Source organism: Xenorhabdus littoralis (assembly GCF_033949345.1).
Lineage (GTDB): Bacteria > Pseudomonadota > Gammaproteobacteria > Enterobacterales > Enterobacteriaceae > Xenorhabdus > Xenorhabdus littoralis.
Genome location: NZ_VCDP01000011.1, coordinates 27,431 through 50,493, shown reverse-complemented (window position 1 = coordinate 50,493; position 23,063 = coordinate 27,431). Strand labels below are relative to the sequence as shown.

The following is a 23,063-nucleotide window of genomic DNA, read 5'->3' as shown; positions in this document are numbered from 1 at the left end:
GATGGCTTTTTTGCATTGGGCCGCCGGGAAATTAATTCAGTACAACACCTGATAAAAATCGCACTGAAAGGCCAAGAATAGGACAAAATCATCGTCGGGAACGATTATTACTTCATGGACTGATACAAACTATAGCCTGTAATAGCTCCAGCTATATCATAAGCAATATCATGCCAACTCCAGCCTGTTCCTGATGGGCGACTATCATAAAGTTCTTTTGCTGCTCCAAGACTCATTGATAGTAATACACCAAATTGTGAACTTTCACGATGTCCCCAATTTTGTCGGTCGCCATAAGCATTTCCAGCAGCGGCGATCGCCGCAGAAAACAGAAAATGTTGAGTTTTATCTTTGCCGGTCCAGTTATCGTTGGCCTGACGTATATTGACGCAAGAGGCATTCAATAGAAGAGGGGATATTATTAATATATTTCTTATAAGAGTGCTGACGGTTTTTTTCATTGTAAATTACACCATGATTTATTTTTTGTAAATCATAGCTGTTTGATAAATAAGATACAAAAATCCCCTCAGGCAATAGCGAGAGGGGATTCAAAATTTGATAATTATTTATCTATTCTACAATATTCTGCTGATTAATCGATCAACTCTAATCCGACGCAAGCGGCGTATCAGCTTACGAACCTTAACCGGATAAAGCTGAATGCTCTCCAGTTCCTGATAATTGCTGATGATTCTGGTATGAGTACGAATGCAATCCAATTCCATTGAACGTTGTTCTTGCATTTCTTGATGAGGATCGTGAATAAGAATGGCATTTTCCAGATCAAGTCCCCATGCGCGTGGATTGAGGTTATTACCAGTAATCAGTTGCCATTTATTATCAACCCAGATCCCTTTTAAGTGATAAGTATTATCTTGATCTTTCCATAACCGAATGGTTAATTGCTGATTATCGATAAACTTTTGCAGCCGACTGGTAAAGCGGCGTAGGTTAATTTCATACAGGTAAGGCAATGCCCCGATGATCTTAAATGGTTCTTCTGGTGGGATATAAAAATCGTTGGCTGTTTTATCGCCAATAATGATCTCAACTTGTTTGCCCTGACGGAGCAAGCGTGATATTGCGCGTACCAACACTGCTGGTAAATTGAAATAAGGTGTACAGATAACCAACTTATTTTCGGTACAGGATATCAAGTCGCAGATCGTTTTATTCAGCAGGTTCTTTTTACCTAACCCAACCAAAGGTGTTACTGCCAGCTCTTCATTTGAGGCTTGATTTTCAAAGTGATACTCAGAATTGCGCAGTGAAGTACGAAATTGACGGGTCAGATTTTTAATTTCAAGATTACGCGGACGATTGTGGCTGGCTAAATTTTTTACGGCTCCAGCCGTAAGAATACTATCATCAATAAATTGCTTCATGACTACTGCAAGTTTTGCATTATGCAGCACATGATAACGGTCATAACGATATTTTTCATGGCGATGCAGGTAGACATCATTGATACTGGCGCCGCTATAAATGACAGTATCATCAAAGATAAAGCCTTTTAGGTGTAAAACACCCAATGCTTCACGTGTATTAACAGGAACACCCAGAATGGATATATTGGCATCAGAATAGCGTTCAGCCATAGAGCAGTACCAATCTGCGTTTGTCGCTGCTGCTGCTGCGCCAATACGACCACGCTGAGCACGATGCCAATCAACCAGGATTTTGATATTCAGCTCAGGGCGTTTCTGTTTAGCAATATATAATGCAGTCAGAATATCCCGCCCCGCATCATCATTTTCCAGATATAATGCTGCGATATAAATATGCTTTCGGGCGTTTGCAATTTGCTCCAGTAAGGTGCTGCGAAACACTTGGGATTGATAAAGTGTTTCTATGTCAACAGCTGACTGCGGGAGTTTCGGCAGTTGTGCAAGGTGTTGTTGGTGTTTGGCTTGCTTAAATTTGGACAACATCACAGTGCGTTTTTTCTCTTAGTTTGGATGGGGTTAAGTTCCATCATAAGTTGTATGAATCAAAATGATCCGGCAATAATAGCATTAGTTTGGATCATTGTGAGGATGAATTAACTCTTCAGGCCTGATTGCTTTAAGTCTGTGCGATCTATCACGAAGTGAGAATTTTTTGTTAATCTTACTATCCATACTAAAATTGTGCTTTATTAAAGTTTTAATACAAGATTAACAATGCCATCTTCTAGCTGGATATCAATGGAAAACCCAAGCTTTTTCGCCAGTTGAATCATGTTGCGGTTTTCCGGCATGGTGATGGCGGTCAGTGCCTGAATACCGTGTTCCCTTGTGTAATGAATGAGTTTAGTCATGAGCTTATAGCCTAATGTAATTCCTTTTAGGTCTGATCGTACTAATATCGCAAATTCTGCTTCGACATTATCTGGATCGGCCATCGCGCGTGCGACACCAATAATTTCAGGTGTTGTTGTCGGATGACGTATCGCGACGAATGCCATTTCTCGGTCATAATCAATCTGAGTCATGTTAGCGAGATCGTCATGGGTAAACTCACTGATTTCACTGAAATAGCGGTAATAAAGATCTTCTTTTGTCACCTGATCTATAAATGCTTTCAGCAGTGGCTCATCTTCCGGCAATATTGGGCGCAGTAAACACTCAAGATCTTCTTTTATATAAATGGTTTCTTCCAACTCATTGGGATAAGGCCGAATGGCAAGCCTGTTGTGAGGATCACCGGTTACTGGTGTTAACTCCATTGCTACATCCAGTAAAGTGAATTCATCACCGGAAGCAAGTAGTGGATGAATATTCATACGAACAATCTGAGGACAATCGATCAGAAGGTTGGATACCCTAACCAACAACTGGCTGAGCGCAGGAATATCCAGAGGTAACAGTGAACCGCCAGATTTTATTTTACCGCTCTTAATTGCCTGAATAACCAGATAACGAGCCAAAGCCATATTAAGAGGTGGAAGAGCAACGGCAGCCTGAGTTTCATGAATCCAATCGACTCCTCCTTCTCCCAACATAATTAAAGGGCCGAATATCTCATCTTGCTCAATGGAAATTCTGAGTTCTTGTGCTCCCGCCCTGTTAGCCATGCTTTGCACTAATAAGCCATTAATTCTGGCCTGTGGAAAGTTTTGTTTGACGCGTTCAATAATCGCTTGTGCGGCTGTTTTGACATCATTGGCATTGCGCAAATAAAGCATTACACCTTGCACTTCTGATTTATGCGGAATATCGGGAGAACGAAGCTTCAGAGCAACAGGATAGCCGATTTTTTCTGCGATATTGACTGCATCATTACTGGTATGGGCAATCCACGTGGGTAAAGTATTTAAGCCGTAGGCTTCAAGGATCGGTTGTATTTCGTGAGTATCCAGTTGGAGACTTCCGTTATCAAGAGCTTGCTGTATACACTCATGAGCACGTGCAGTATTAGATGTTATACCAATTGGCAAAGATGGTGTTTCTTTGAGTTGTTTTTGATTCCGCTGATATTCCACCATATGCATAAAGGCGGTAATTGCACCCTCAGGTGTCCGATAAGTCGGAATACCGGCTTCACTGAATAAACGTCGGGCTTCCAATGCGGAATATTCTCCACACCAATTAGTAAAAATAGTGAGCCATTTTCCGCGAGGATGTGCCTTAATGGTTTTAATGACTTGAATTGCTGTAGCATGGCTACGGGATATAGCACAGGGAGAGTGAATTAACAGTAAAGCGTCATAGTCATGACTATCCAAAAGTAGTTGGAGTGCTGCAATATACTGTCCGGTTGACGAGTCATCACCGATGTCCAAAGGATTACGCAGGAAAAGCGTTTGAGGGAGTATTGCAGATAATTCGCTGATTGTTTCCTCTTCTAACACAGCGAGCTTACCGGTTCTCCTGAGTAACTCATCCAACGCCATTGCTGCGGGTGCTGTACCATTACTGACGATCAACAAGCGTTCTCCGCGCAGAGGCCGCATAAAACTTAATGTTTCTACCGCAGAAAACATTTCATGCGTATCTTGTACACGCAGTAATCCAGCACGTTGAATGGCTGCGTCATAGGCAGCATCAAAATTTTGCTGTTCCCCCAGCAGTTGCTGAGCCTTTCGTGTGCGGCTGCTTTTTACTACCAGAATGGGTTTATTGCGTGAAGCACTTCGGGAGGCAGAGAGAAAACGTCTCGCATCACTGATATGTTCGAGGTGCAATAAAATGGCACTTGTTTTGCTATCCCTTGCCAGAAAATCGAGTAAGTCATCAATATCGATATCAACACTATCTCCCAACGCAATAAAATACGAAAAACCAATATTTCTATGATGCGCCCAGTCCAGAATAGTGTTTGATATTGCTGCTGACTGCGAAATAAAAGCGAGTTTACCTTTAAGGATAGGAATCGGTGAAAAGCTGGCATTCAGTCCGATCCAAGGTGCCAGAATACCGAGACTATTGGGACCCAGAATTCGGATATGATGTTTCTGGCCATACTGTTTTAATTCAGTAAATTGTGAGGGGGGCGAGGATAAAATAATAACGGTTTTGCATCCGTTCTGAGCCAGTTGCTCCAGCAGAGGTAAATTACGGCTATGATGCGTGCAGATCACGGCGAGATCGGGAGTTAACGGTAACTTATCAATAGAATGATAGGCCAGCACACCCAGAACAGCACGTTTATTTGGTGTTACGGGAAGAATAGGTCCTGTAAACCCCCCCATCAGTAAATTTCGCATTAACACCGAGCTGGCTTTCTCTGGTTTTTCAGAAGCACCGATAACGGCAATAGATTTAGGGCGTAACAATGCTTCAAGTCCGCGCTGACTCATTTCTGGAGTTCCTTATCAGTTACACATCAATAAACAATCACCGTAAATTGAACAATTATCATAAATAACTTTAGCCACCATCATTTACTTTAGCGGGAGCTGTCAAGAATTACTGTGATTGATTCCTACAGATGATTAGATTTTCCAGCCAGATATTGTTCACGAAAATGATTGAAATGACTGAGCAATGATTGTGATGCATCAATATCTCCGGCCAATTCTAATGCCGCTGCTGCGACTTCGGCGGTACAATGTTGCTCTTGTCTGGATGGTATCCGCAATAAATAATCCATCTTGGCGAGACTATTTATAGATAATAGGGGAATATCGTCCAAATATGGACTTTTGCGAAACATTTTTCTTGCTTCAGGCCAAGTACCATCCAATATAATGAATAGCGGTGGTTTTTGGTGATTGGGAATCTGCTGATACACCGTGCGGGGAGGTGTGGCATAACTGTCAGGGAAGATTAAATAAGGTTGTCGGGTAGGATCACTCAACACCTTGAGCATGTGGTGATCTGGCTCGGTTCTGGACCAGAGGAAAGCCTGTGTATCAGGCAGTATATCTGCAATTAACTTTCCGGTATTACTGGGCTTCATAGGTTCAGTATCAAACATGATGAGACAGAAGCGACTAACCGCATTTGCTGGTGAAATCATTTCACAGAGGCATTTTTTTTGGGGTAATAAACAATGCAGGCAACGCTGCACCCGGCAGCCCCTTGCCTGAAAAGGGCGGGTAGAGCGGGCGAGGCGGTGTTGACGAAGCTGATAAACGGCGTTGTTATTTCTCATTTAAGAACTCAAACATGTTTGTGGATAAAGCCAGTAAAAAATTAGCGGATATTTTAATGGATTGTCGTTGCCAGAGGTAGCTTCGGGCGCGCACATCGGGTAATCTTCGCGCCATAACGCAGTTGGAGAAATAAATGAACGATTCCTATAGTGGTAAAAACGGCAAAGTCAAAGTGATGTATGTCCGCAATGAGGACAACAACGATAGTCATAGAGATAATGATCGTCGAAAAGATAATAACCGTGGCAAAAGTAGTGATAGCAATAAACGTCCGTTTGGTAAAGGGCGTGAGCAGGGTGAGCGTCGTCGTGATAGTGAACGTCCCGCACGTTCAGGCAATGATTCTCCTTGGAGAACTGTCTCCCGTCCAGAGGGGGAGTCTCTTAAGCTAGAGCACAGTGGTATCAGTGGTAAAAGTCACATTGACCCTGACCAGCTTCGCCGTCAACGTTTGGAAGAAACCCGTATTTATGGGGAAAATGCTTGTCAGGCAATGTTCCAAAATCGTCCTGATGCGATAGTCCGGGCTTGGTTTGTTCAATCAGTCACTCCTCGTTTTCGCAATGCCTTAAAGTGGATGGCGGCAAATCGCAAAGCGTACCACGTGGTTGATGATGAAGAATTGGCTAAAGCTTCAGGTACTGAACATCACGGTGGCGTATGTTTCCTGATCAAGAAACGCAATGGTCTGGATGTTGAAAGCTATTTGCAGCAGGCACCGGCAAAAGATTGTGTTCTGGCACTGGAAAACGTAGGTAATCCACACAACCTTGGTGCAATTATGCGTAGCTGCGCACATTTTGGCGTACAGGGCGTGATTTTGCAGGATACATCAATGCTAGAGTCCGGCGCGGCAGTTCGTACTGCTGAAGGGGGAGCCGAACACATTAAAGGTATTGATGCTGATGGTTTCACGGAGACGCTGAATAAATTCCGCAATGAAGGCTATGCCATTGTGACTACCTCAAGCCATAAAGGGAGCACAACACTGGCACAAGCAACACTACCAGAAAAAATGGTTTTGGTATTGGGTCAGGAAAGTGATGGACTGAGTGACAGTACTTGGGAGGATGGTGATATCCGTCTTTCTATCGGTGGTACAGGCCGGGTTGAAAGTCTGAATGTTTCTGTCGCAACAGGTATTATGCTGGCTGAATGGTGGCGCCAAAATAAAGCTTAATTTATGTACCGGATAAGCTTCAAATTACCGCATAGCTAACAAAGCAGTGATTTGAAATTAAAATAAGTTAGCTTAAATTCCTTTATTAATAAGGCCCTGATTGTTTAGTCAGGGCCTTTATTTTATCCAGTAATTCATTGGATTTCATTTTATTACAATGATAAAAAATGTTTTGCTAAATTAAATAAAAAATAAGAGTTATTATTTTAAAAGTAAATTATTTACCAATAATATTATAATAGATTTCAGATAACACGTGTAAAATCCATTGTATTCATAAACTTTCATTATGTTTTCCCGTCCATTAATTCTTTGTCCAAATTATTCCCTAAGACTTTACTTTTTGCAGGGTTGTTAATGACAATGATTTTAATTATCATTTGTGAAAATAAAAAATAAAGCCCTTTATTTTAGTGAGCCAGAATTAATTCCCCACTAATTGGATGTATATCTGAATGTATATTCGGAAATTTATATAGCGATGTATCGCTCTGTAAGTCATGTTCGTGAATGGACGCAAGTATATGCAGAATATGAATAAAGGATTTTATTAAATGTGTTCGTTAAATACTAATTTGAATTGTCAGACAGCTCATTTAACTAGGGATAACTGGTTACATGCCAATCGGCATCTTGTAGCAAAAATATTGCGCGAACTTTGTCACGAGAAACTCATAACACCAGTAAATTATGAGGAAGGAAAATCTTACTCCGTTGAAATCGATAAATTTCAATACCATTTTCAGGCACAAGCCTACCAGCTTGATCATTTGGATATTGATGCGACATCGATAATTAAGCTCAATCATAACCAACCACAACCTCTGGATGCCATTGAATTAGTTATTGAATTGCGGCCATTATTGGATATTTCTGAAAAATTATTACCAACGTATCTCGATGAAATATCCAGTACACTTTATGGTGATGCTTTTAAATATCAAAATAATCGATTGACTGCACAGGATTTGGCTCAGGCTGATTATCAAACGGTGGAAACATCGATGAGTGAAGGGCACCCTGTTTTTATCGCTAATAATGGTCGAATTGGTTTTGAGGCAGATGACTATCAAGGATGAGATGAAAATCAATTATATCTTCCTTGATATCTTTGACTGTTTCTTCCGTTATTTGATCCCATTGCTGCAAAAACATCTTGCACTGCCAGAGGCTCGTTTTTGGGAATTAGTAGCCCAGTGTGTTTACAACTATCAATCACAGCATCTGCACCAAATCGAGAAATTCCGCAAATTTGATTTATTTAAGTACGATTTCGTTCGTACTTGTTTGAATCGTCTGCAAATGGCAAATAACCAACAAATGATCGATCTTGATGATCGTGAGAAAAATCTGAAATTTGCCGGAATGTTAGTGAACCCACTTCATGCTTTGCGGAAACAATACTCTGTTGCTATTGAGGCAGATGAGTGACGGAAACATTAAGGTAAATACAACAACACATCATTTTGGTAATGGGATAAATAGAGTGATAAATCCAATTTTGCAACCGAATCATTTAACTAAAAGAACTTTGCTTTCTCTGGTGATCCCGCTGATTTTGGCAGGAAACAGTGTGGCAATGGCAGAAGAAGCACAAGGAAAAGAAGAAAAGATTGTCGTGACGGCAACACCAGTATCATCAGGGCATGAAGGTGTAACGGAAGACACTGGCATGTATAACACCACCTCAATGGTGACATCGACGGGATTGAACTTGTCAGCGCGTGAGACACCACAAAGTGTCAGCGTGATGACCAAACAGCGTATGGTGGATGAAAATCTGGACAGCGTTAAGAGTGCAATTGACAGCATCACAGGTATGACAGTCCATCAGGCTGACAGTGATCGTTTCACTTTTTCGTCAAGAGGGATGACGGTCAGGAATATGCTGCGTGATGGTGTGCCGACTTTTTATGACATCCGTTTTAACTATGGTGATAACCTGCTGGATACTTTCATCATTGATCGCCTTGAAGTAGTTCGTGGTGCTGCGGGGTTGATGGTGGGACCGGGTACACCTTCAGCTGCGGTTAACGTGATCCGTAAACGCCCCACCAGTGAGTTTCGTGGTGAAGTTACGTTGGGCGGAGGTTCTTGGGATAAATGGCGTACTGGCCTTGATCTTTCTGGCCCATTAAATGAAAACGGTACAGTCAGAGGGCGTTTTGTCACCGCTTATGAGCGTTCTAATTTGTTCATTGATCGTGACAAACATGAAAAATACCCGTTCTACGGCATTCTTGAAGCGGATTTGACAGAAAATACGTTGTTGACCATTGGTACTGATTATCAAGTCAACCATACCCGTGGCGGAATGTTTGGCGGTTTGCCTATTTACTTTAAAGATAGCAGTAAAACCGATTACAAACGTAGCAACAGTTATGCGCCTGATTGGGCATTTTCCAAAGTTCGTTCATTTTCAACTTTCACCAGTCTGCAACATAACTTCGACAATGGATGGAGTGTAAAAGGTACTTTTACCTATGACAGCAACACTCTTGATCAAAAAGTTCTGTGGGCAACGGGATTCCCTGATCGTACGACTAACCAAGGAATGTATCCGGGTAATATGACATTGATTGACGGAAGTCGCCGTCAGCGCAACTTTGATTTGCAAGCTAATGGTGATTATAAATTGCTGGGTCGGGCACATCATGCCAGTTTTGGTTTGAACTATCAAAAACAGAATTTCCAGAATGATTATTACTGGGCTCCGTGTATGGCGTCACGTACTTGTTCAGAGTTTCCAATAAATGATTTTACTCAGCCTTCATGGGGTTATTCTGAGCCAACATGGAATAAAACGAGAAATACTGGCTCTGATGGTTATATTGAACAAACCGCAGGTTATGCCGTCACTCAGCTTTCTTTGGCAGATCCTATCACCTTGATCCTTGGTGGACGCGTCACCAGTTGGAAAACGCGTGGTGATAATTTTGGTACACCGCAAAATGCAGATTATAAACACGAGCTTGTGCCATATGGTGGATTAGTTTACAACATCACGCCGGATTTCTCCGTTTATGGCAGTTATACCAAAATTTTTGATCCGGAAAGCCGTATCAGCCGTAATAACCAACTCCTTAAACCCGTCTCAGGTGAAAACTATGAACTGGGTTTGAAAGGTGTTGCCTTAGATAACGGCCTTGATTATTCATTGGCACTTTTCGAAATCCGCCAGAATAATTTCACGATTGAGGATATTTCCGGAAAACCTAAAGCGTCTGGAATACCACAGAATGCCAGAGTTTATAATGCAATCAATGGCGTAAAAACGCGTGGTTTTGAAGCTGAAATCAGTGGTCAGATTACGGATGACTGGCGAATTTTTGCGGGTTACACCCAATTCAGGGCCACAATGCCGGATGGTAAGCGCATCAATAGGGAAGATCCAAACCGTCTATTCAAATTGTTCACGACTTATACGTTGCCTGGCGTAATGAGTGATTTAACGCTAGGTGGTGGTATTAACTGGCAGGATAAAACACGGCGTGATCTTACCGGGCCTGATAAAAAAGTACGTCAGGAGGGGCAAAGCAGTTTTGCCACAGTTAATCTGATGGGACGCTATCAGTTCACCCCAGATTTATCCCTGACCGTGAATCTGAATAACCTGTTCGATAAGAAATACTATACCTCATTTGGTAGCTATACCCAGTACTACTACGGGGCACCACGTAACGTCGAAGCAACTTTACGTTATAAGTTCTAATTTACGTTATAAGTTCTAATTAAATCACGGGCGGCGATAATGTATTTTTATCCATTCAGACAACAAGCAGTAAAGGGTAATCAGCAATGGATTTGACTCGTTGTAAAATGCTGGTCGCCGTACCGTTGATACTCTTGGCAAGCTTATTGGCAGGTTGTGACAAACCGGCAAAACCAGAACAGTTGTCGGTGTCATCCTCCGGCTATCCTCAAACAATCACGACCTCGCTGGGTACGGCGGTGATTCATCAACCGCCGCAACGGATTGTAGCGTTGGGAACAGGTACAGAAGATATTCTGCTGGATCTGGGCATTATTCCTGTCGGCATTGAATCACATCGTTGGGGCGGGGATGCCGAAGGATATCTGCCGTGGTTCAGAGAGGAGATGGAGCGGCGAGGAGCAAAGCTTCCTGCCACTATTGAAATGTACCCTGAGCTGGATGTTGAAAAGATCATCAATCTGAAACCGGATCTAATTCTGGCAACGCAATCAGGTATTACGCGGGAAAATTACGAGCATCTATCCCATTTTGTACCCGTTATTGCTTATCCAGAAAAGCCTTGGCAGACAACACCACGACAACAAATTGAGCTGGTGGCTCTCGCCTTGAATAAAACAGAGCAGGGTAAGAAGCTCATTGCTGAACTGGATCGCTTGCTGACTCAGGCAGGCAATACTATTCCCAATATTGCACGTTATCATTTTGCTTATATTAAAGCGGGAACGACCGGTAATACCTTATCGATTTACGTTAAAAACGATCCCCGTGTTGATACGTTGGTGCATCTTGGTTTGTCCTTGTTGCCTCTGGCTGATTCTTTGACTGCCCCTTTCGGTAACTTTTCAGCCAATATCGGCTTAGAAAACGCTGACTTACTGAATGGTGCAGATATTCTGGTTACTTGGTACACCAGTGAGAAAGAGCGTCAAGAGACGGAAGCCCAACCTTTGTTTCGTTCTATCCGCGCAATTCGTCAAGGCGGATATATTCCGCTGACCGATCAGTCAATTGTGATGTCCATATCCTATGGTTCTCCACTTAGCCTACGTTGGGGATTGCCAAGATTTATTCCGCTGTTGAAGCAGGAGATAGCAAAAGTTGAAGCAGGAGATAGCAAAAGTTGAAGCAGGAGATAGCAAAAAATGATGAATCCTAAACGGCGGATCTCTCTTATCTTTGGCTTGGTATTCATGGTTGTGCTGACCTGCCTGTGTGTTGTTGCCAGCCTGAGTCTGGGCTCAAAGCCACTGCCTTTATCAGCGGTTTGGCAGCATTACTGGTTGGGGAGCAGTGGCAGCTATTATGATTTAGTCATCAATGCTCGTGAACCACGTACATTGATTGGTTTAATGGCGGGAGCGGCACTGGCCTTAGCAGGGGCAGTAACGCAAGGATTATTGCGCAATCCTTTGGGCGATCCGGGTTTGCTCGGTGTTAATGCAGGAGCAGCGGCGACTGTGGTTTGTTTCTCTTTTATTCCTCTTCTGGACATGATGCCACGGTTCTGGACAGCATTTATTGGTGCAAGTTTATCTACGCTTTTGTTCTACTTACTCAGTGGCGGATCACGCAATACTAATCCGACTCGATTAGTATTGACGGGAGCCGCCATCAATACCTGCCTGTTTGCGATCGTGCAAAGTGTCACATTGCTAAATCCACAGGTGATGGATAGCTATCGTTTCTGGACTATTGGCTCATTAAGTACCATGTCATTGGGTGAAGCAAGTTTGTTGATCCCTTACTTGCTGGTGGCAGTAGTGTTAACACTTTCCCTGAGTGCTTCCTTGAATGTGATGGTTTTTGGTGAAGGGATCGCGGGTTCATTGGGGGCTAACGTAGCCCGGACAAAGGTTTTATCTTTGTTGAGTGCCACGATGCTGGCCGCTTCTGCGACAGCAATGGCCGGCCCGATTGCGTTTGTTGGTCTGGCTGCACCACATTTGATGCGAGCATTGGTAGGCAGTGATTTTCGCTGGCTTCTGCCTTACTGTTTGCTTTCCGGTTCTTGTTTGCTGCTGATATCGGATGTTATTGCCCGATTGTTGATGGCACCAGAAGAGATCATGGTTGGGATTATTACGGCGAGTATTGGCGCACCTTTACTTTATCTGATTGCAAAAAGACGCTTCCCAAAAAGCTATGCGTAGAAAAAGAAGAGCAGAATAAACTATGACATTGATTCATTCACCGGTCAGGCAGCCAAGAACGAAAACATTCAAGCTGGGAAAAGCCGTTTTCATCGCGCCTTCATGGCAAGTAAGCCGAATAACTTTTTCTATTTTATTGCTACTCGTGGTGCTTTTTTACCTGTCTTTAGCAATGGGCAGGGAGGGGATGGATAATCCTTTTCTGCTGACAGAAACGCCTTATCAGGCATTTATCTTAACGGAACTTCGCTTACCACGAGCCTTGGTGGCAATTGGTGCTGGAATAACATTGGCACTTTCTGGTTCCTTATTTCAGCTTACAACCCGTAATGCACTTGGCAGTCCGGATATCATCGGTATTAACGGTGGAGCGGCAGTGGGTATAGTGGTTGCTATGGTGCTCTGGCCTGATGTATTGCCAGTTCCATTGGGCGCCCTGTTAGGTGCTATCCTTGCCGTATTGTTGGTCTATCTTGGGAATGGTGCGGGCATTGGAAACATGCAAGCTAACAAAATCATTATTTCGGGAATTGCGATTGCTGCATTGAGCATGGCATTTGTCGATTTTGCTTCCTCTAATATTCGCCTTGAGCAGGCCCAGCAGTTGAAATCATTATTGAGGGGCAGCCTTGCCAGTCAAAACTGGCGGAATGTAGCGTTAATCGGTGGAATGGTGCTTTTCGTTCCGGTTTTGTTTTGGTTGGGCAGGAAATTGAACTATACCCATTTGGGCGATGATATAGCTAATACGTTGGGTGTGCCAGTTCGTCTGATTAAGGTTGTCAGCATCTTACTGGCAGTGACTTTTGCCACTATATCGGTATTAGTTGTAGGACCGGTTGCGTTCGTTGCTTTATCTGCCCCACAAATTGCCCGGCGACTCGTAAAAAATAAGGGAGCGGCCCTATTTTGCACTGCATTGGTGGGAGCACTGCTGATGCTGGCTTCTGATTTAATGACTGTGATATTACCCACCTCAGCCCGTTTGCCTGTCGGTGTGATTACGGCTGTAGTTGGTGGGATCTATTTGATGTATTTACTGTATGCCGAATTAAGGAGAACGCGATAATGTCATCGGATGCTCATTCCTCAGTGGTTATTTCACGGCTGAAAGCTAAAGATCTTTCACTGGCATACGGTAAAAGAACTATCATAAATGGCATCAACCTTGCTATTCATGATGGTGAATTCAGCGTCATCATTGGCGCGAATGGATGTGGTAAATCGACATTGCTACGCGCGATAAGCCGCAGTATGAAGCCCCAAAAAGGTGAAATTCTACTGGATGGAACTAATATCCACCGTTATAAGCCTAAGGAAGTTGCCCGTGAGCTGTCTTTATTGACACAAGGCGCGACAATCACTGAATCATTGACAGTTTATGATCTCGTTTCCCGCGGGCGTTACCCTTATCAATCTTTTCTGCGTCAATGGTCGGCAGAGGATGAACAAGTGGTCAATGAGGCTTTGAAAGCGGTAGATTTATGGGAAATGTCGCAGAAATTAATCAGTGAATTGTCAGGTGGTCAGCGCCAGCGCGCTTGGTTTGCGATGACACTGGCACAGCAGACACCAATCATTTTGTTGGATGAACCAACCACTTATCTGGATATTTCTCACCAGATTGAACTCCTCGATATTTGTCAGCAACTGCATCGGCAAGGTAAAACTCTGGTGCTGGTTTTGCATGATATCAATCTGGCTCTTCGCTATGCTTCGCGTCTTATTATGATGAAAGATGGGCAGATTTACGCAGAAGGTGTTCCCGAAGAGGTTATCACAATACAAAGTATTGAAGATGTATTTGGTTTGGCATGTCGAATTATTTGTGATCCTGAATCTAACAAGCCATTGATTATTCCTAAATATAATCACCAATAAATAATTTTAGGATATTTAATCTTTGTGGTTTAGGGTTAATAATAGATAACAGGAGAATATGGAATGACAAATAAGACTAATCATGATTCCGTTGAATTGCCCTCTGAAATATCTGTAGAGGATATCACTAGGTTATTTGATGGTGCTTTTAGCCATTTTAATTCATCAATAAAAATAAATTCGAAAAATATTCCATCAGAAATAATGGGGTTTTATAAATGGTCGGATGAAGAAGAATTTAAATTATTGATGCAGCGTTACCAAGACTCATATTATAGTGAAAGTGATCTGAAACCAAACCTGAAAGGTCTTTATTCTTTATGGGCACAATGGTATTTCGGTTTAGTCGTTCCACCGATGATGTTAATGTTATTGGAATACCCACAGACCATTGATACTGATTATAATCTTTTTCAGGTCGAATTTCATGAAACAGGCAGGCCAAGCGTTGTTTATTACCAGTTAACGTGGATAGATGAATCAACATCCTTGCTGGAACGTTATCGTTCTATGCTGGAAAGGCATATTATTCCTATATGTAAGAAGATTGAATCTTACCGTGGAATCAATGGGCGTTTATTGTGGAATAATATAGGTTACATTATGCATTGGTACTTAAATAATTTCAGGGAAAGAATGGGTGAACGGCAATATAATAATTTAATACATAATCTTTTCTTTGAACAAACACTTCCTGATGGTAGGGATAACCCGCTTTATCGTACCGTGATTATGAGAAACAAGATAATACAGCGTCGTTGTTGCTGTTTTAGGAATAAACTACCGGGCGTGAGTGATTGTCATGATTGCCCTGTTAACTCTACGGAATAATTAATTTTGTGATTTCCTAAAAGCAAATATAAATCATACGGGTGATTTATATAATTCCCTGTATGGTTATTTGTAAATTTAATTTTATTTTTATATTGGTTTTAACAAACCATAATAATTTATATTTACTTTATATTCTTTTAAATTCTTAGAAGAATTTGGTTCATCTGAATTTATCTATGTTTGTAACACATTGTGAATGAGATCGTCATATCGATATATTTTCTGCTGATGGAATATGTGTTTTTCAGTGATGACTTATATTTTGGTTGCCCCATCAGAAAGGAAAATCAGGCAATTCACCTGGGGAATATTTCGGACAATCTGATGGCTGCATTATGGAGGGAAAATCCATTACAGCTGATTGAGTCGAACCAGAACTTAGTCAACAATTTAAGCGTTATGATTTATTTACACCTGAAATTAAACGTTGTTGTCTGAATCGTTTACAGATTGCCAACAATCGTCAAATGCTTGATTTATCCGATCCAGCGCAGAGCTTCAAATTTTCTGATAATTTGACCAATCCAATTGCTCAATTTGTTAATAACTTTTAAGACGTTATTGAATATAACGGGAACTCATGTTCCCGTTAGCTCTCCTCATTAATGCTAAACTTTCTCCGGTGATTTTCTGTTTGGCGCTGTTTTTCAAGATATTGCTAATCCACTTCAAACAGGAATTTAAAAGCATATATCTGATTGATTAGTCGATATATGCAATAAATTTTAATGGGCTCCCCCACTATCTTTGCCACTAGCAGAAAATGGCGGCTTTGCCATCCAAACCAATAACGTCAAAATCAGAAACACACTGGCTGATAGCCAAAAGATTTCGTTGGCGGAGATAATTAACCCTTGGTGGGTGATCTGTTTTGCCAGATAAGCAGAGATTTGTTGGTCATTCATACCTGACTGAGTCATTTGATGATGAATTTGCTGGTAATTAGGATTATATGGATTGATGTGCTCTGCAAGATTGACATGGTGTATAGCCTCACGTTGTGTCCACATTGTGGTCGTGATAGATGTACCAATTGACCCTGCAAGTATGCGGGTAAAATTTGACAGGCTGGACGCTGAAGCCATGCGCTCTGGTGAGAGCCCTGATAGGGTAATGGTTGTCAGAGGCATAAAGAAACACGCCATGGCAAACCCTTGAACGAATTGAGGCCATGCCACAGCAGTAAAATCTATACCCGGTTCGAACGTATAGGCCCGCCAATAGAAGCAGATAGTATAAATGATGAAACTGAAAGTCACGATGTAGCGCATATCCACTTTATGCCCAAATTTGCCAATAATTGGGGTTAACAGCAGTGGCATCAATCCTATAGGTGCAGCGGCAAAACCAGCCCAAGTCGCGGTATAGCCGTAAACCTCCTGCAATAGCTGTGGCAATAAGACAATCGAGCCAAAGTACAGCATAAAGGCGAGACTAATACTGAGTGTGCCGATGCAAAAATTGCGCTCTTTAAAGAGTGATAGATCGATAATCGGATGATCGTCCGTTAACTCCCAGACAATAAGGAGCATCAGAGCGATAACAGCAATTACTGTCAGGACAATAATCTCAGTGGAGTTAAACCAGTCAAGTTCCTTGCCTTGATCGAGCATAATTTGCAGACAGCCTATGCCAATCACCAATAGGCATAATCCAACCATATCAATTGGATTGATTTTTGTCTGTGTTTCACGGCCGCGCAATAATTGCATGACGCCAAAGATAATGGCGATACCAAGAGGAATGTTAATGAAAAAAATCCATCCCCAATGGTAATTATCACTGATATACCCTCCAAGAATAGGCCCGCAAATAGGGGCAACCACGATCACGACAGACCAAAGTGCCAGAGCCATATTTCGCTTTGCAGGCGGATAATTATTCAGCAGCAAACTTTGGCAAAGAGGAAGCACAGGGCCAGCGGCCAGGCCTTGGACAACACGGAAAAAAATCAACATTCCGAGGCTGTTGGAAATTCCACATAACCAAGATGCAAACGTGAAAATAGCCGCAGACCAGAGAAACAATTTCACTTCACCAATGCGTTTTGCTAACCAACCGGTAATGGGTATGGAGATTGCATTGGCTACACCGAAAGAAGTAATGACCCATGTGCCTTGTGAGCTTGAAGCCCCCAAATTACCTGCAATCGTTGGAATGGCGACGTTGGCAATGGTAGAGTCGAGAACGAGCATGAAAGTCGCCATTGCAAGTGAAATGGTCAGAAGAGCCAGTTTCGCGCCTGTAAGGGGTTCTCTTATTACCATGACTCCCCCTTAAATCGGGTTTCCTGAATTACTATTAATAATGTCAGTAATTAGTTGGTTAGCAGGAGCCATATCAATTGTCAGAGCATTAGTATGGTAGGCAGGGAGGGCGCGTTCAGTCGTTGCCAGCGTAACACCATCCATATTTGCTGTATTCACGGTGACTGATGTCGATAACCCAATTCGCAGAGGATGCTGTTCCAACTGTTTTGCATCTAGTTCAATACGGACTGGCAGGCGCTGTACAACTTTAATCCAGTTGCCGCTGGCATTTTGCGCTGGTAATAGAGAGAAAGCACTGCCGGTTCCCATATCAATTCCCGTGATCTTGCCGGTATAGATAACCTCGTCGCCATAGAAATCGCTGGTGATTTTGGCGGGCTGCCCTATCCGCATGTTGGCAAGCTGGGTTTCTTTGAAGTTGGCCTCAATCCACATATTGTTAGCAGGAACGATAGCCATTAATGGTGTTCCTTGATTGATGCGGGAACCTACTTGAACCCCACGGCGTGCAACATAGCCATCAATAGGGTTGACAATTTTGGTTCTCTGCAAGGTAAGCCAGGCATCACGAATGGCAGAGGCGGCCTTTTCGACGGTAGGCTGTTTTTCCAACGGAGTATTCAGTATGGTGGCCTGATTGCTTTGGTATTGAGCGACGGCAATATCTAAATCTGCCTGAGCTGTAGCGACATTTTCACGCATGTGCTGCAATTCTTCTTTACCAATTAAATCCTTTGAGCCGAGTATCTCTCTTCGGTTGAGATCATTTTGTGTTTTTCTGAGCGCAATTTTTTTCAATTCAATGGTTGCTTGATACCTTTTACTGTCGATCATCTGCTGATGAGTTATTCGGACAGTATTGGCCAATTCATTCTCCGCTCTTTTTAAGGCCAGTTCAGCGTCACGAGGATCAAGCTGTACTAGCGTCTGACCACTTTTAACAAAATCAGTACCATCAAAATTGACAGTAATAACGCTTCCTGCGATTTGCGACATGATCTGTATTTGATTGCCTGTTACGTAGGCATTGTCGGTTTTTTGTTGATAACGTAAAACAGAAAACCAGTAAACGGTATAAACCACACCAAGTATAAGGAAGAGCAGTGTCAGTAACATGATGATATTGCGGCGTAGTCGTTTCTTATCACCAAGTTTTGCGCTCGATGGGAGTTGTGCTTTCTCGCTAGCACTCATAGAGAATCTCCGTGTTTGTTCTAATATCGGGTATATATGCTGTGTGGTAACTGTTTATCCAATAACCAATTATTGGATAAATAGTGTCTCCAGTAGTGAATGTTTACACCACTGGAAAGGCGAACGATATGGATTCAAATATTGCCTGAAGGCAATAATTAGCCATATGAAGCATCAGATGATACTGGCTAGCAGAAAAGTTTTTTTAGCGAAAAGCGTCATAAGCCCCGTCCTGTGCGAGGCTGTTGCAAAGCCTCGATAGGACGGCGAGCAGTCATGTTATGTTACTTAACATGTTTTTGATTCAAAACTGCTCGGAAAGGGACAATTACTTATTAAAACAATCCCCAATGTTATCTAATTGATTCAATATTTTTCTCATCAATTTTTCTAACTGCTTTTGCTCCTCTATATCAAGTGCAGACCAAAGTTTAACTAAGCAGTCATGCTGAGGTGGAAGTAAATTGTTCAAGAAACTTGAACCTTTTTCTGTCAGGTGAAGATGGAGGCAACGACGATCGTTATGACTTTCCTTCCTCTCTATCCAGCCTTGCTTTTCTAATTCATCTGCAATTCGGGTTGCATTTGTGCGGGAAGAACCCAACGCAGCACTAAGTTCTGATGGCTGAATGCTACGACTTTCTTTGGTATCCAGAATCATCAGAGCCATAAACAAGGTTTCATTGATTCCTTGCGCTTTCAGCATGTTGTTGCGATTTTCCAGAATTTTACTCTGGACATGCATCGATAAGCGAGTGAGTAATATCTCTTGATAGGGAAAACTTTTTTGCTGTGCTACACGGCAATTAAGTAACTCTTCTGTGGGAGTGAATGAACTTTCCATTGTTTAGATACCTTATTAGTTTCAACCGGTAAAGTAACTTCTGTTAAAAACCATACAAATACTATATTAAAAGTTAAATTTAGCAATTGTAGTTATTTATTATCATCATATTTCTTTGAATATTGATACCTAATTCATAAATACCTTGAATATTATTCCAAAAACGACAGCACCAGATAGTGTGGAAACGATAATGCTTCGTGTCTTATAGAACAACAAACAGATAGTCAGGCATCCTATTAAAGTAGGTAAAAATTTATTATGTTCTTTCATCACATCAGGGATACCTGAGACGATGAGCAGTGAGCAAATTGATGCGATACCAATGCTGTCGAGTATTGTGCCCATTTTTCCTGCTTTTCTGGCAGGAGCACGGTTGGCTCCCAAACGCAGGGGGAGGTAGCGGAATAAAAAGTTGGCAGCGCCTACAACAAGGCCGATAAAAAGTATTCTATTATCAATCATGTAATGTACCGTTATTCAACGGAGAGGTCTTGTCGGCTTGCAGAAGGGCTGCTAAACAGCCGCCCAGAATACCTGCAAGAATGGCAATGGGTATTGAAAAAAATGTAATGCCTATTAAAGCCCCTGATAAGGCGGCAACAACACAGTAGCTATTTTGTTTTTTGAAAGAGGCTAATAAGAAACTTAAAAACAGGGCTGGCAGCATAAAAGTCATAGCGGCTTCAACGGCAGGATATGAATCCAGATAACCATTGCCCAATATAGCCCCTGCCATAGTACCTAATATCCAAGAAAACCAAGAGCACATTGCAATGGCAACCATCCAGTTTTCACTCCAGCTACGCTGATTTTTAATCAGTTTGGTTGTCGCTGCGGCAAAAACCTCGTCAGTCAGGCCAAAAGCCCAAATCACGGTTTTCTTTTCCGATAATTTTTGTTTAATGCGATGGCGCAAAGCCGGGCCATAAAGAATATGGCGGATATCCATTGCCATAACAGTGAAGGCAGCAACCCACAACGACATTCCCGCACTAAGTAGGGCCGTTATGACAAACTGACTTGCTCCTGCGTAAATAACGCATGAAAAAAATATGGCTTCCAGGGGAGTGAATCCCAATTTGACTGCGCTTAAGCCGAATGCAAAAGAGATGGGAATATAGCCAATAGCTATAGGGAGACTATCAAAAACACCTTCTTTAAATGAAGATGTTTTGTTCGGCAGAGGCGTCTCAGGCATCGGAGCTTCAGATATTGGTATATCAGGCACAGATTTTTCGGGTATCGGCATGGACATTTTGTGTTTTATTAATAGGTGAAACAACATTAACAAAATATGGTGAAAGTGAAAATATGAAATATCGAAATTATTTAATAAATATTATCTAGAACAAGGAGTTTTATAGGGATTTTTGGTGGTATGCAGGAAGTTATCAAATTTTGTTAATATTTTATAGTTGTATGCAACTTTAGTTATGTTCAGTCAAGGGAATGACTATCTCCTTGAATCATCCTGCTACGATTTTTTGATGAACTTTTAGCCATCTCCAGCGGTTAATGCTCAATATCAATCTCTGAAACTTTAGTGGTGAGCATAGCTTAGTTTCGTTCACTTATTTCAGTCATATAGCTAACTATATGACTGAAATAGATTGGAAGTGAATAAATACGATCTAATAAGATAATTTTTTCATGATTCTAAGGTGGTTAAAGTTATTTTTTTCATATGAATGAATTAATCTTCATTCCTTTTTAATAATTTATCTTTAAAAAATAAGTCATACAATTCAATAGATTGAAGTTATTTTGATTGTTCATTAAAATGGCTTTAGTTAATTTTAATCTAAAGAGTGATTTCCTGATTTTGAATATTTATTATCGTGAGGTTAATAAATATAATATTAAATTAAGTATCGTAATAATAAAGGTTGGCTTAACTGTTTATGATTTGTGAAGATAATTATATTGTTTTTAGTGTGTATTTTTTATTAAAGAAGATACTCGGGAAAAATATCGTTTTAGAATTTATTGCCTTGAGTCCTAATCATAGAATAGAACAACTCCCCATCACTATTTTACCGTAAAAGTCTTTAATTACTCAGTATAGCAGGGCTATTCAACGCATTGTTTAATTGATAATGCTGTAGGGTAGATCATCGTGTTTGCCATAAATGATAACGCTTCTGGTAAAATTACTCAGTGATATCTATAGTTAACTATAATGAAAATTAACATTTTTTTATCACACTAAGATAATTTTTTTGAGAAATTAGTACTATATATTGTCTATTTTTTGTTTTATTTTATCTATATATAGTGTTTTTTCATTTTTTAAATGGACTGTATTAAAAATAAAATATCCAATATTATTGGCAGATCCATAATTTTAATTATCAGAAGGCGTAATGGTTTCTTTATCAAATTGTCAGATGTGTAATCGAATTCATCATTGCAAATTGATGAAAGGGCGATTTAGGCTAGTATAGAAATTTGATTAATAATAAATTAAATGGAGGTAGTTTATGTACCATCATTACCTGAATACTCCAGAAGGATTTCCTAAGCCTTATGTACATATCACTGCGGATGATGAAGGAGTGACCAGTATCTATTTCGTTAATGAAAAGAGCGAGTTAGAGTCAAAAAATGCGATTACTAAGCAGTGTGTAAAAGAATTGCAGGAATATTTCAAAGGAAAGCGGCTGACTTTTACTGTTCCTTTAAGTATACGGGGAACTGAATTTCAGAAGCGGGTCTGGCAGCAGCTCTGCAACATTCCTTATGGAGAAATGTGGAGCTATAAACAATTGGCATTGACACTGGGATCGGTAAATTATTGTCGCGCGGTCGGTATGGCGAATTCACGCAATCCCATCTCATTGATTGTGCCTTGTCATCGAGTGATTGGTCATGATGGTAAGTTAGTCGGCTATACCGGGGGGCTGGATATCAAGGGATGGCTGCTGGAGCATGAAAAAGGTAAGAAGGCGAAAAGTAAACAAAGTTAAAATGAAATGCTAATTTATTTGTGAAATCATTATTGGCGTATAGAATCAAAAGATGTAATTAAACGGAATGGACGTTTTTTTACATCTTGTTCTATATTTCGTGATCTATGTTGCAGACAATGGACTATATTATTTGTTGTACTGTACGTGACGCTAAGTTTGTGTCTTTTTTATTAAAGGTAAGTTTGATGTCTAAAATTAAAGGTAACGTTAAGTGGTTTAATGAATCCAAAGGATTCGGTTTTATCACTCCAGAAGATGGTAGCAAAGATGTTTTTGTACACTTTTCCGCCATTCACTCTAACGGATTCAAAACTCTTGCTGAAGGGCAAAAAGTAGAGTTTGAAATTACTGAAGGCGAGAAAGGTCCATCTGCTGCGAACGTTGTCGCAATCTAATTTCGAATCCCATATTCCGAAAACCCGTTCTTAGTAACGGGTTTTTT

Annotated in this window: 18 protein-coding genes and 2 pseudogenes; 11 read left to right on the top strand and 9 right to left on the bottom strand. The window is 41.3% G+C overall.

What is annotated here, in order from left to right; translation table 11 throughout:
* Positions 1-107: 107 nt before the first annotated feature.
* The 4 genes from FE394_RS04275 to FE394_RS04260 all read right to left on the bottom strand — a co-directional run bounded on the left by FE394_RS04275 (position 108) and on the right by FE394_RS04260 (position 5,580).
* Positions 108-461, bottom strand: coding sequence for a YfiM family lipoprotein (locus tag FE394_RS04275; RefSeq protein WP_319925165.1), 354 nt, complete (start codon positions 459-461; stop codon positions 108-110).
* Positions 462-578: 117 nt separating this feature from the next.
* Positions 579-1,937, bottom strand: a complete 1,359-nt coding sequence (pssA, locus tag FE394_RS04270) for a CDP-diacylglycerol--serine O-phosphatidyltransferase (protein ID WP_319925164.1) — start codon at positions 1,935-1,937, stop codon at positions 579-581.
* A 203-nt stretch (positions 1,938-2,140) separates the two neighbouring features.
* A complete protein-coding gene (locus FE394_RS04265) occupies positions 2,141-4,783 on the bottom strand; it encodes a bifunctional acetate--CoA ligase family protein/GNAT family N-acetyltransferase (protein WP_319925163.1) in 2,643 nt (880 codons plus the stop codon).
* 125 nt (positions 4,784-4,908) lie between these two features.
* Positions 4,909-5,580, bottom strand: a complete 672-nt coding sequence (locus FE394_RS04260) for a tRNA-uridine aminocarboxypropyltransferase (RefSeq protein WP_319925162.1) — start codon at positions 5,578-5,580, stop codon at positions 4,909-4,911.
* Between the two features lie 134 nt (positions 5,581-5,714).
* Between FE394_RS04260 and FE394_RS04255 the strand changes: the two genes are divergently transcribed.
* The 9 genes and pseudogenes from FE394_RS04255 to FE394_RS04215 all read left to right on the top strand — a co-directional run.
* A complete protein-coding gene (locus tag FE394_RS04255; RefSeq protein WP_319925161.1) occupies positions 5,715-6,761 on the top strand; it encodes a tRNA/rRNA methyltransferase in 1,047 nt (348 codons plus the stop codon).
* Between the two features lie 554 nt (positions 6,762-7,315).
* Positions 7,316-8,192: pseudogene (locus tag FE394_RS04250) on the top strand (IucA/IucC family C-terminal-domain containing protein).
* A 55-nt stretch (positions 8,193-8,247) separates the two neighbouring features.
* A complete protein-coding gene (locus FE394_RS04245; protein WP_333783432.1) occupies positions 8,248-10,473 on the top strand; it encodes a TonB-dependent siderophore receptor in 2,226 nt (741 codons plus the stop codon).
* 86 nt (positions 10,474-10,559) lie between these two features.
* Positions 10,560-11,600 carry an iron-siderophore ABC transporter substrate-binding protein gene (locus FE394_RS04240; RefSeq protein WP_319925160.1) on the top strand — a complete coding sequence of 347 codons (1,041 nt, stop codon included), beginning with the start codon at positions 10,560-10,562 and terminating at the stop codon, positions 11,598-11,600.
* Between the two features lie 18 nt (positions 11,601-11,618).
* Entirely contained in the window at positions 11,619-12,626 is a 1,008-nt protein-coding gene (locus FE394_RS04235) for a FecCD family ABC transporter permease (protein WP_319925159.1), read from the top strand.
* 22 nt (positions 12,627-12,648) lie between these two features.
* On the top strand, positions 12,649-13,695 hold the full coding sequence (locus FE394_RS04230; RefSeq protein ID WP_319925158.1) for a FecCD family ABC transporter permease: 1,047 nt from the start codon (positions 12,649-12,651) through the stop codon (positions 13,693-13,695).
* On the top strand, positions 13,695-14,507 hold the full coding sequence (locus tag FE394_RS04225; protein ID WP_319925157.1) for an ABC transporter ATP-binding protein: 813 nt from the start codon (positions 13,695-13,697) through the stop codon (positions 14,505-14,507). The genes FE394_RS04230 and FE394_RS04225 overlap by 1 nt, the downstream gene beginning before the upstream one ends.
* Positions 14,508-14,570: 63 nt before the next feature.
* Positions 14,571-15,338: a siderophore-iron reductase FhuF gene (gene fhuF, locus FE394_RS04220; RefSeq protein ID WP_319925156.1), complete on the top strand. Its 768-nt coding sequence runs from the start codon at positions 14,571-14,573 to the stop codon at positions 15,336-15,338.
* A gap of 374 nt (positions 15,339-15,712) precedes the next feature.
* Positions 15,713-15,895: pseudogene (locus FE394_RS04215) on the top strand (hypothetical protein); the annotation flags it as partial.
* A gap of 171 nt (positions 15,896-16,066) precedes the next feature.
* On the opposite strand, the gene emrB reads toward FE394_RS04215, so the two are convergent.
* The 5 genes from emrB to FE394_RS04190 form a co-directional block, all read right to left on the bottom strand.
* On the bottom strand, positions 16,067-17,608 hold the full coding sequence (gene emrB / locus FE394_RS04210; RefSeq protein WP_319925155.1) for a multidrug efflux MFS transporter permease subunit EmrB: 1,542 nt from the start codon (positions 17,606-17,608) through the stop codon (positions 16,067-16,069).
* Positions 17,609-17,617: 9 nt separating this feature from the next.
* Positions 17,618-18,805 (bottom strand): multidrug efflux MFS transporter periplasmic adaptor subunit EmrA, encoded by a 1,188-nt coding sequence (gene emrA / locus FE394_RS04205; RefSeq protein WP_319925154.1) that lies wholly within the window; start codon positions 18,803-18,805, stop codon positions 17,618-17,620.
* Between the two features lie 328 nt (positions 18,806-19,133).
* Positions 19,134-19,649 (bottom strand): transcriptional repressor MprA, encoded by a 516-nt coding sequence (mprA, locus tag FE394_RS04200; protein ID WP_319925153.1) that lies wholly within the window; start codon positions 19,647-19,649, stop codon positions 19,134-19,136.
* Positions 19,650-19,778: 129 nt separating this feature from the next.
* Positions 19,779-20,114: an L-valine transporter subunit YgaH gene (gene ygaH, locus FE394_RS04195; protein ID WP_319925152.1), complete on the bottom strand. Its 336-nt coding sequence runs from the start codon at positions 20,112-20,114 to the stop codon at positions 19,779-19,781.
* Positions 20,107-20,880 carry an AzlC family ABC transporter permease gene (locus FE394_RS04190; protein ID WP_419836299.1) on the bottom strand — a complete coding sequence of 258 codons (774 nt, stop codon included), beginning with the start codon at positions 20,878-20,880 and terminating at the stop codon, positions 20,107-20,109. The genes ygaH and FE394_RS04190 overlap by 8 nt, the downstream gene beginning before the upstream one ends.
* Positions 20,881-22,132: 1,252 nt before the next feature.
* Here FE394_RS04190 and FE394_RS04185 point away from each other — a divergent pair.
* Both FE394_RS04185 and cspE read left to right on the top strand, forming a co-directional pair.
* Positions 22,133-22,618, top strand: coding sequence for a methylated-DNA--[protein]-cysteine S-methyltransferase (locus FE394_RS04185; protein WP_319925150.1), 486 nt, complete (start codon positions 22,133-22,135; stop codon positions 22,616-22,618).
* 188 nt (positions 22,619-22,806) lie between these two features.
* Entirely contained in the window at positions 22,807-23,016 is a 210-nt protein-coding gene (gene cspE / locus FE394_RS04180) for a transcription antiterminator/RNA stability regulator CspE (RefSeq protein WP_319925149.1), read from the top strand.
* The last annotated feature ends 47 nt before the right edge of the window (positions 23,017-23,063 follow it).

Coding starts and splice junctions, on each gene's coding strand:
- FE394_RS04275 (WP_319925165.1), bottom strand. CDS start 461: ATGAAAAAAACCGTCAGCACTCTTATAAGAAATATATTAATAATATCC.
- FE394_RS04265 (WP_319925163.1), bottom strand. CDS start 4,783: ATGAGTCAGCGCGGACTTGAAGCATTGTTACGCCCTAAATCTATTGCC.
- FE394_RS04260 (WP_319925162.1), bottom strand. CDS start 5,580: ATGAGAAATAACAACGCCGTTTATCAGCTTCGTCAACACCGCCTCGCC.
- FE394_RS04255 (WP_319925161.1), top strand. CDS start 5,715: ATGAACGATTCCTATAGTGGTAAAAACGGCAAAGTCAAAGTGATGTAT.
- FE394_RS04240 (WP_319925160.1), top strand. CDS start 10,560: ATGGATTTGACTCGTTGTAAAATGCTGGTCGCCGTACCGTTGATACTC.
- FE394_RS04235 (WP_319925159.1), top strand. CDS start 11,619: ATGATGAATCCTAAACGGCGGATCTCTCTTATCTTTGGCTTGGTATTC.
- FE394_RS04230 (WP_319925158.1), top strand. CDS start 12,649: ATGACATTGATTCATTCACCGGTCAGGCAGCCAAGAACGAAAACATTC.
- FE394_RS04225 (WP_319925157.1), top strand. CDS start 13,695: ATGTCATCGGATGCTCATTCCTCAGTGGTTATTTCACGGCTGAAAGCT.
- fhuF (WP_319925156.1), top strand. CDS start 14,571: ATGACAAATAAGACTAATCATGATTCCGTTGAATTGCCCTCTGAAATA.
- emrB (WP_319925155.1), bottom strand. CDS start 17,608: ATGGTAATAAGAGAACCCCTTACAGGCGCGAAACTGGCTCTTCTGACC.
- emrA (WP_319925154.1), bottom strand. CDS start 18,805: ATGAGTGCTAGCGAGAAAGCACAACTCCCATCGAGCGCAAAACTTGGT.
- mprA (WP_319925153.1), bottom strand. CDS start 19,649: ATGGAAAGTTCATTCACTCCCACAGAAGAGTTACTTAATTGCCGTGTA.
- ygaH (WP_319925152.1), bottom strand. CDS start 20,114: ATGATTGATAATAGAATACTTTTTATCGGCCTTGTTGTAGGCGCTGCC.
- FE394_RS04185 (WP_319925150.1), top strand. CDS start 22,133: ATGTACCATCATTACCTGAATACTCCAGAAGGATTTCCTAAGCCTTAT.
- cspE (WP_319925149.1), top strand. CDS start 22,807: ATGTCTAAAATTAAAGGTAACGTTAAGTGGTTTAATGAATCCAAAGGA.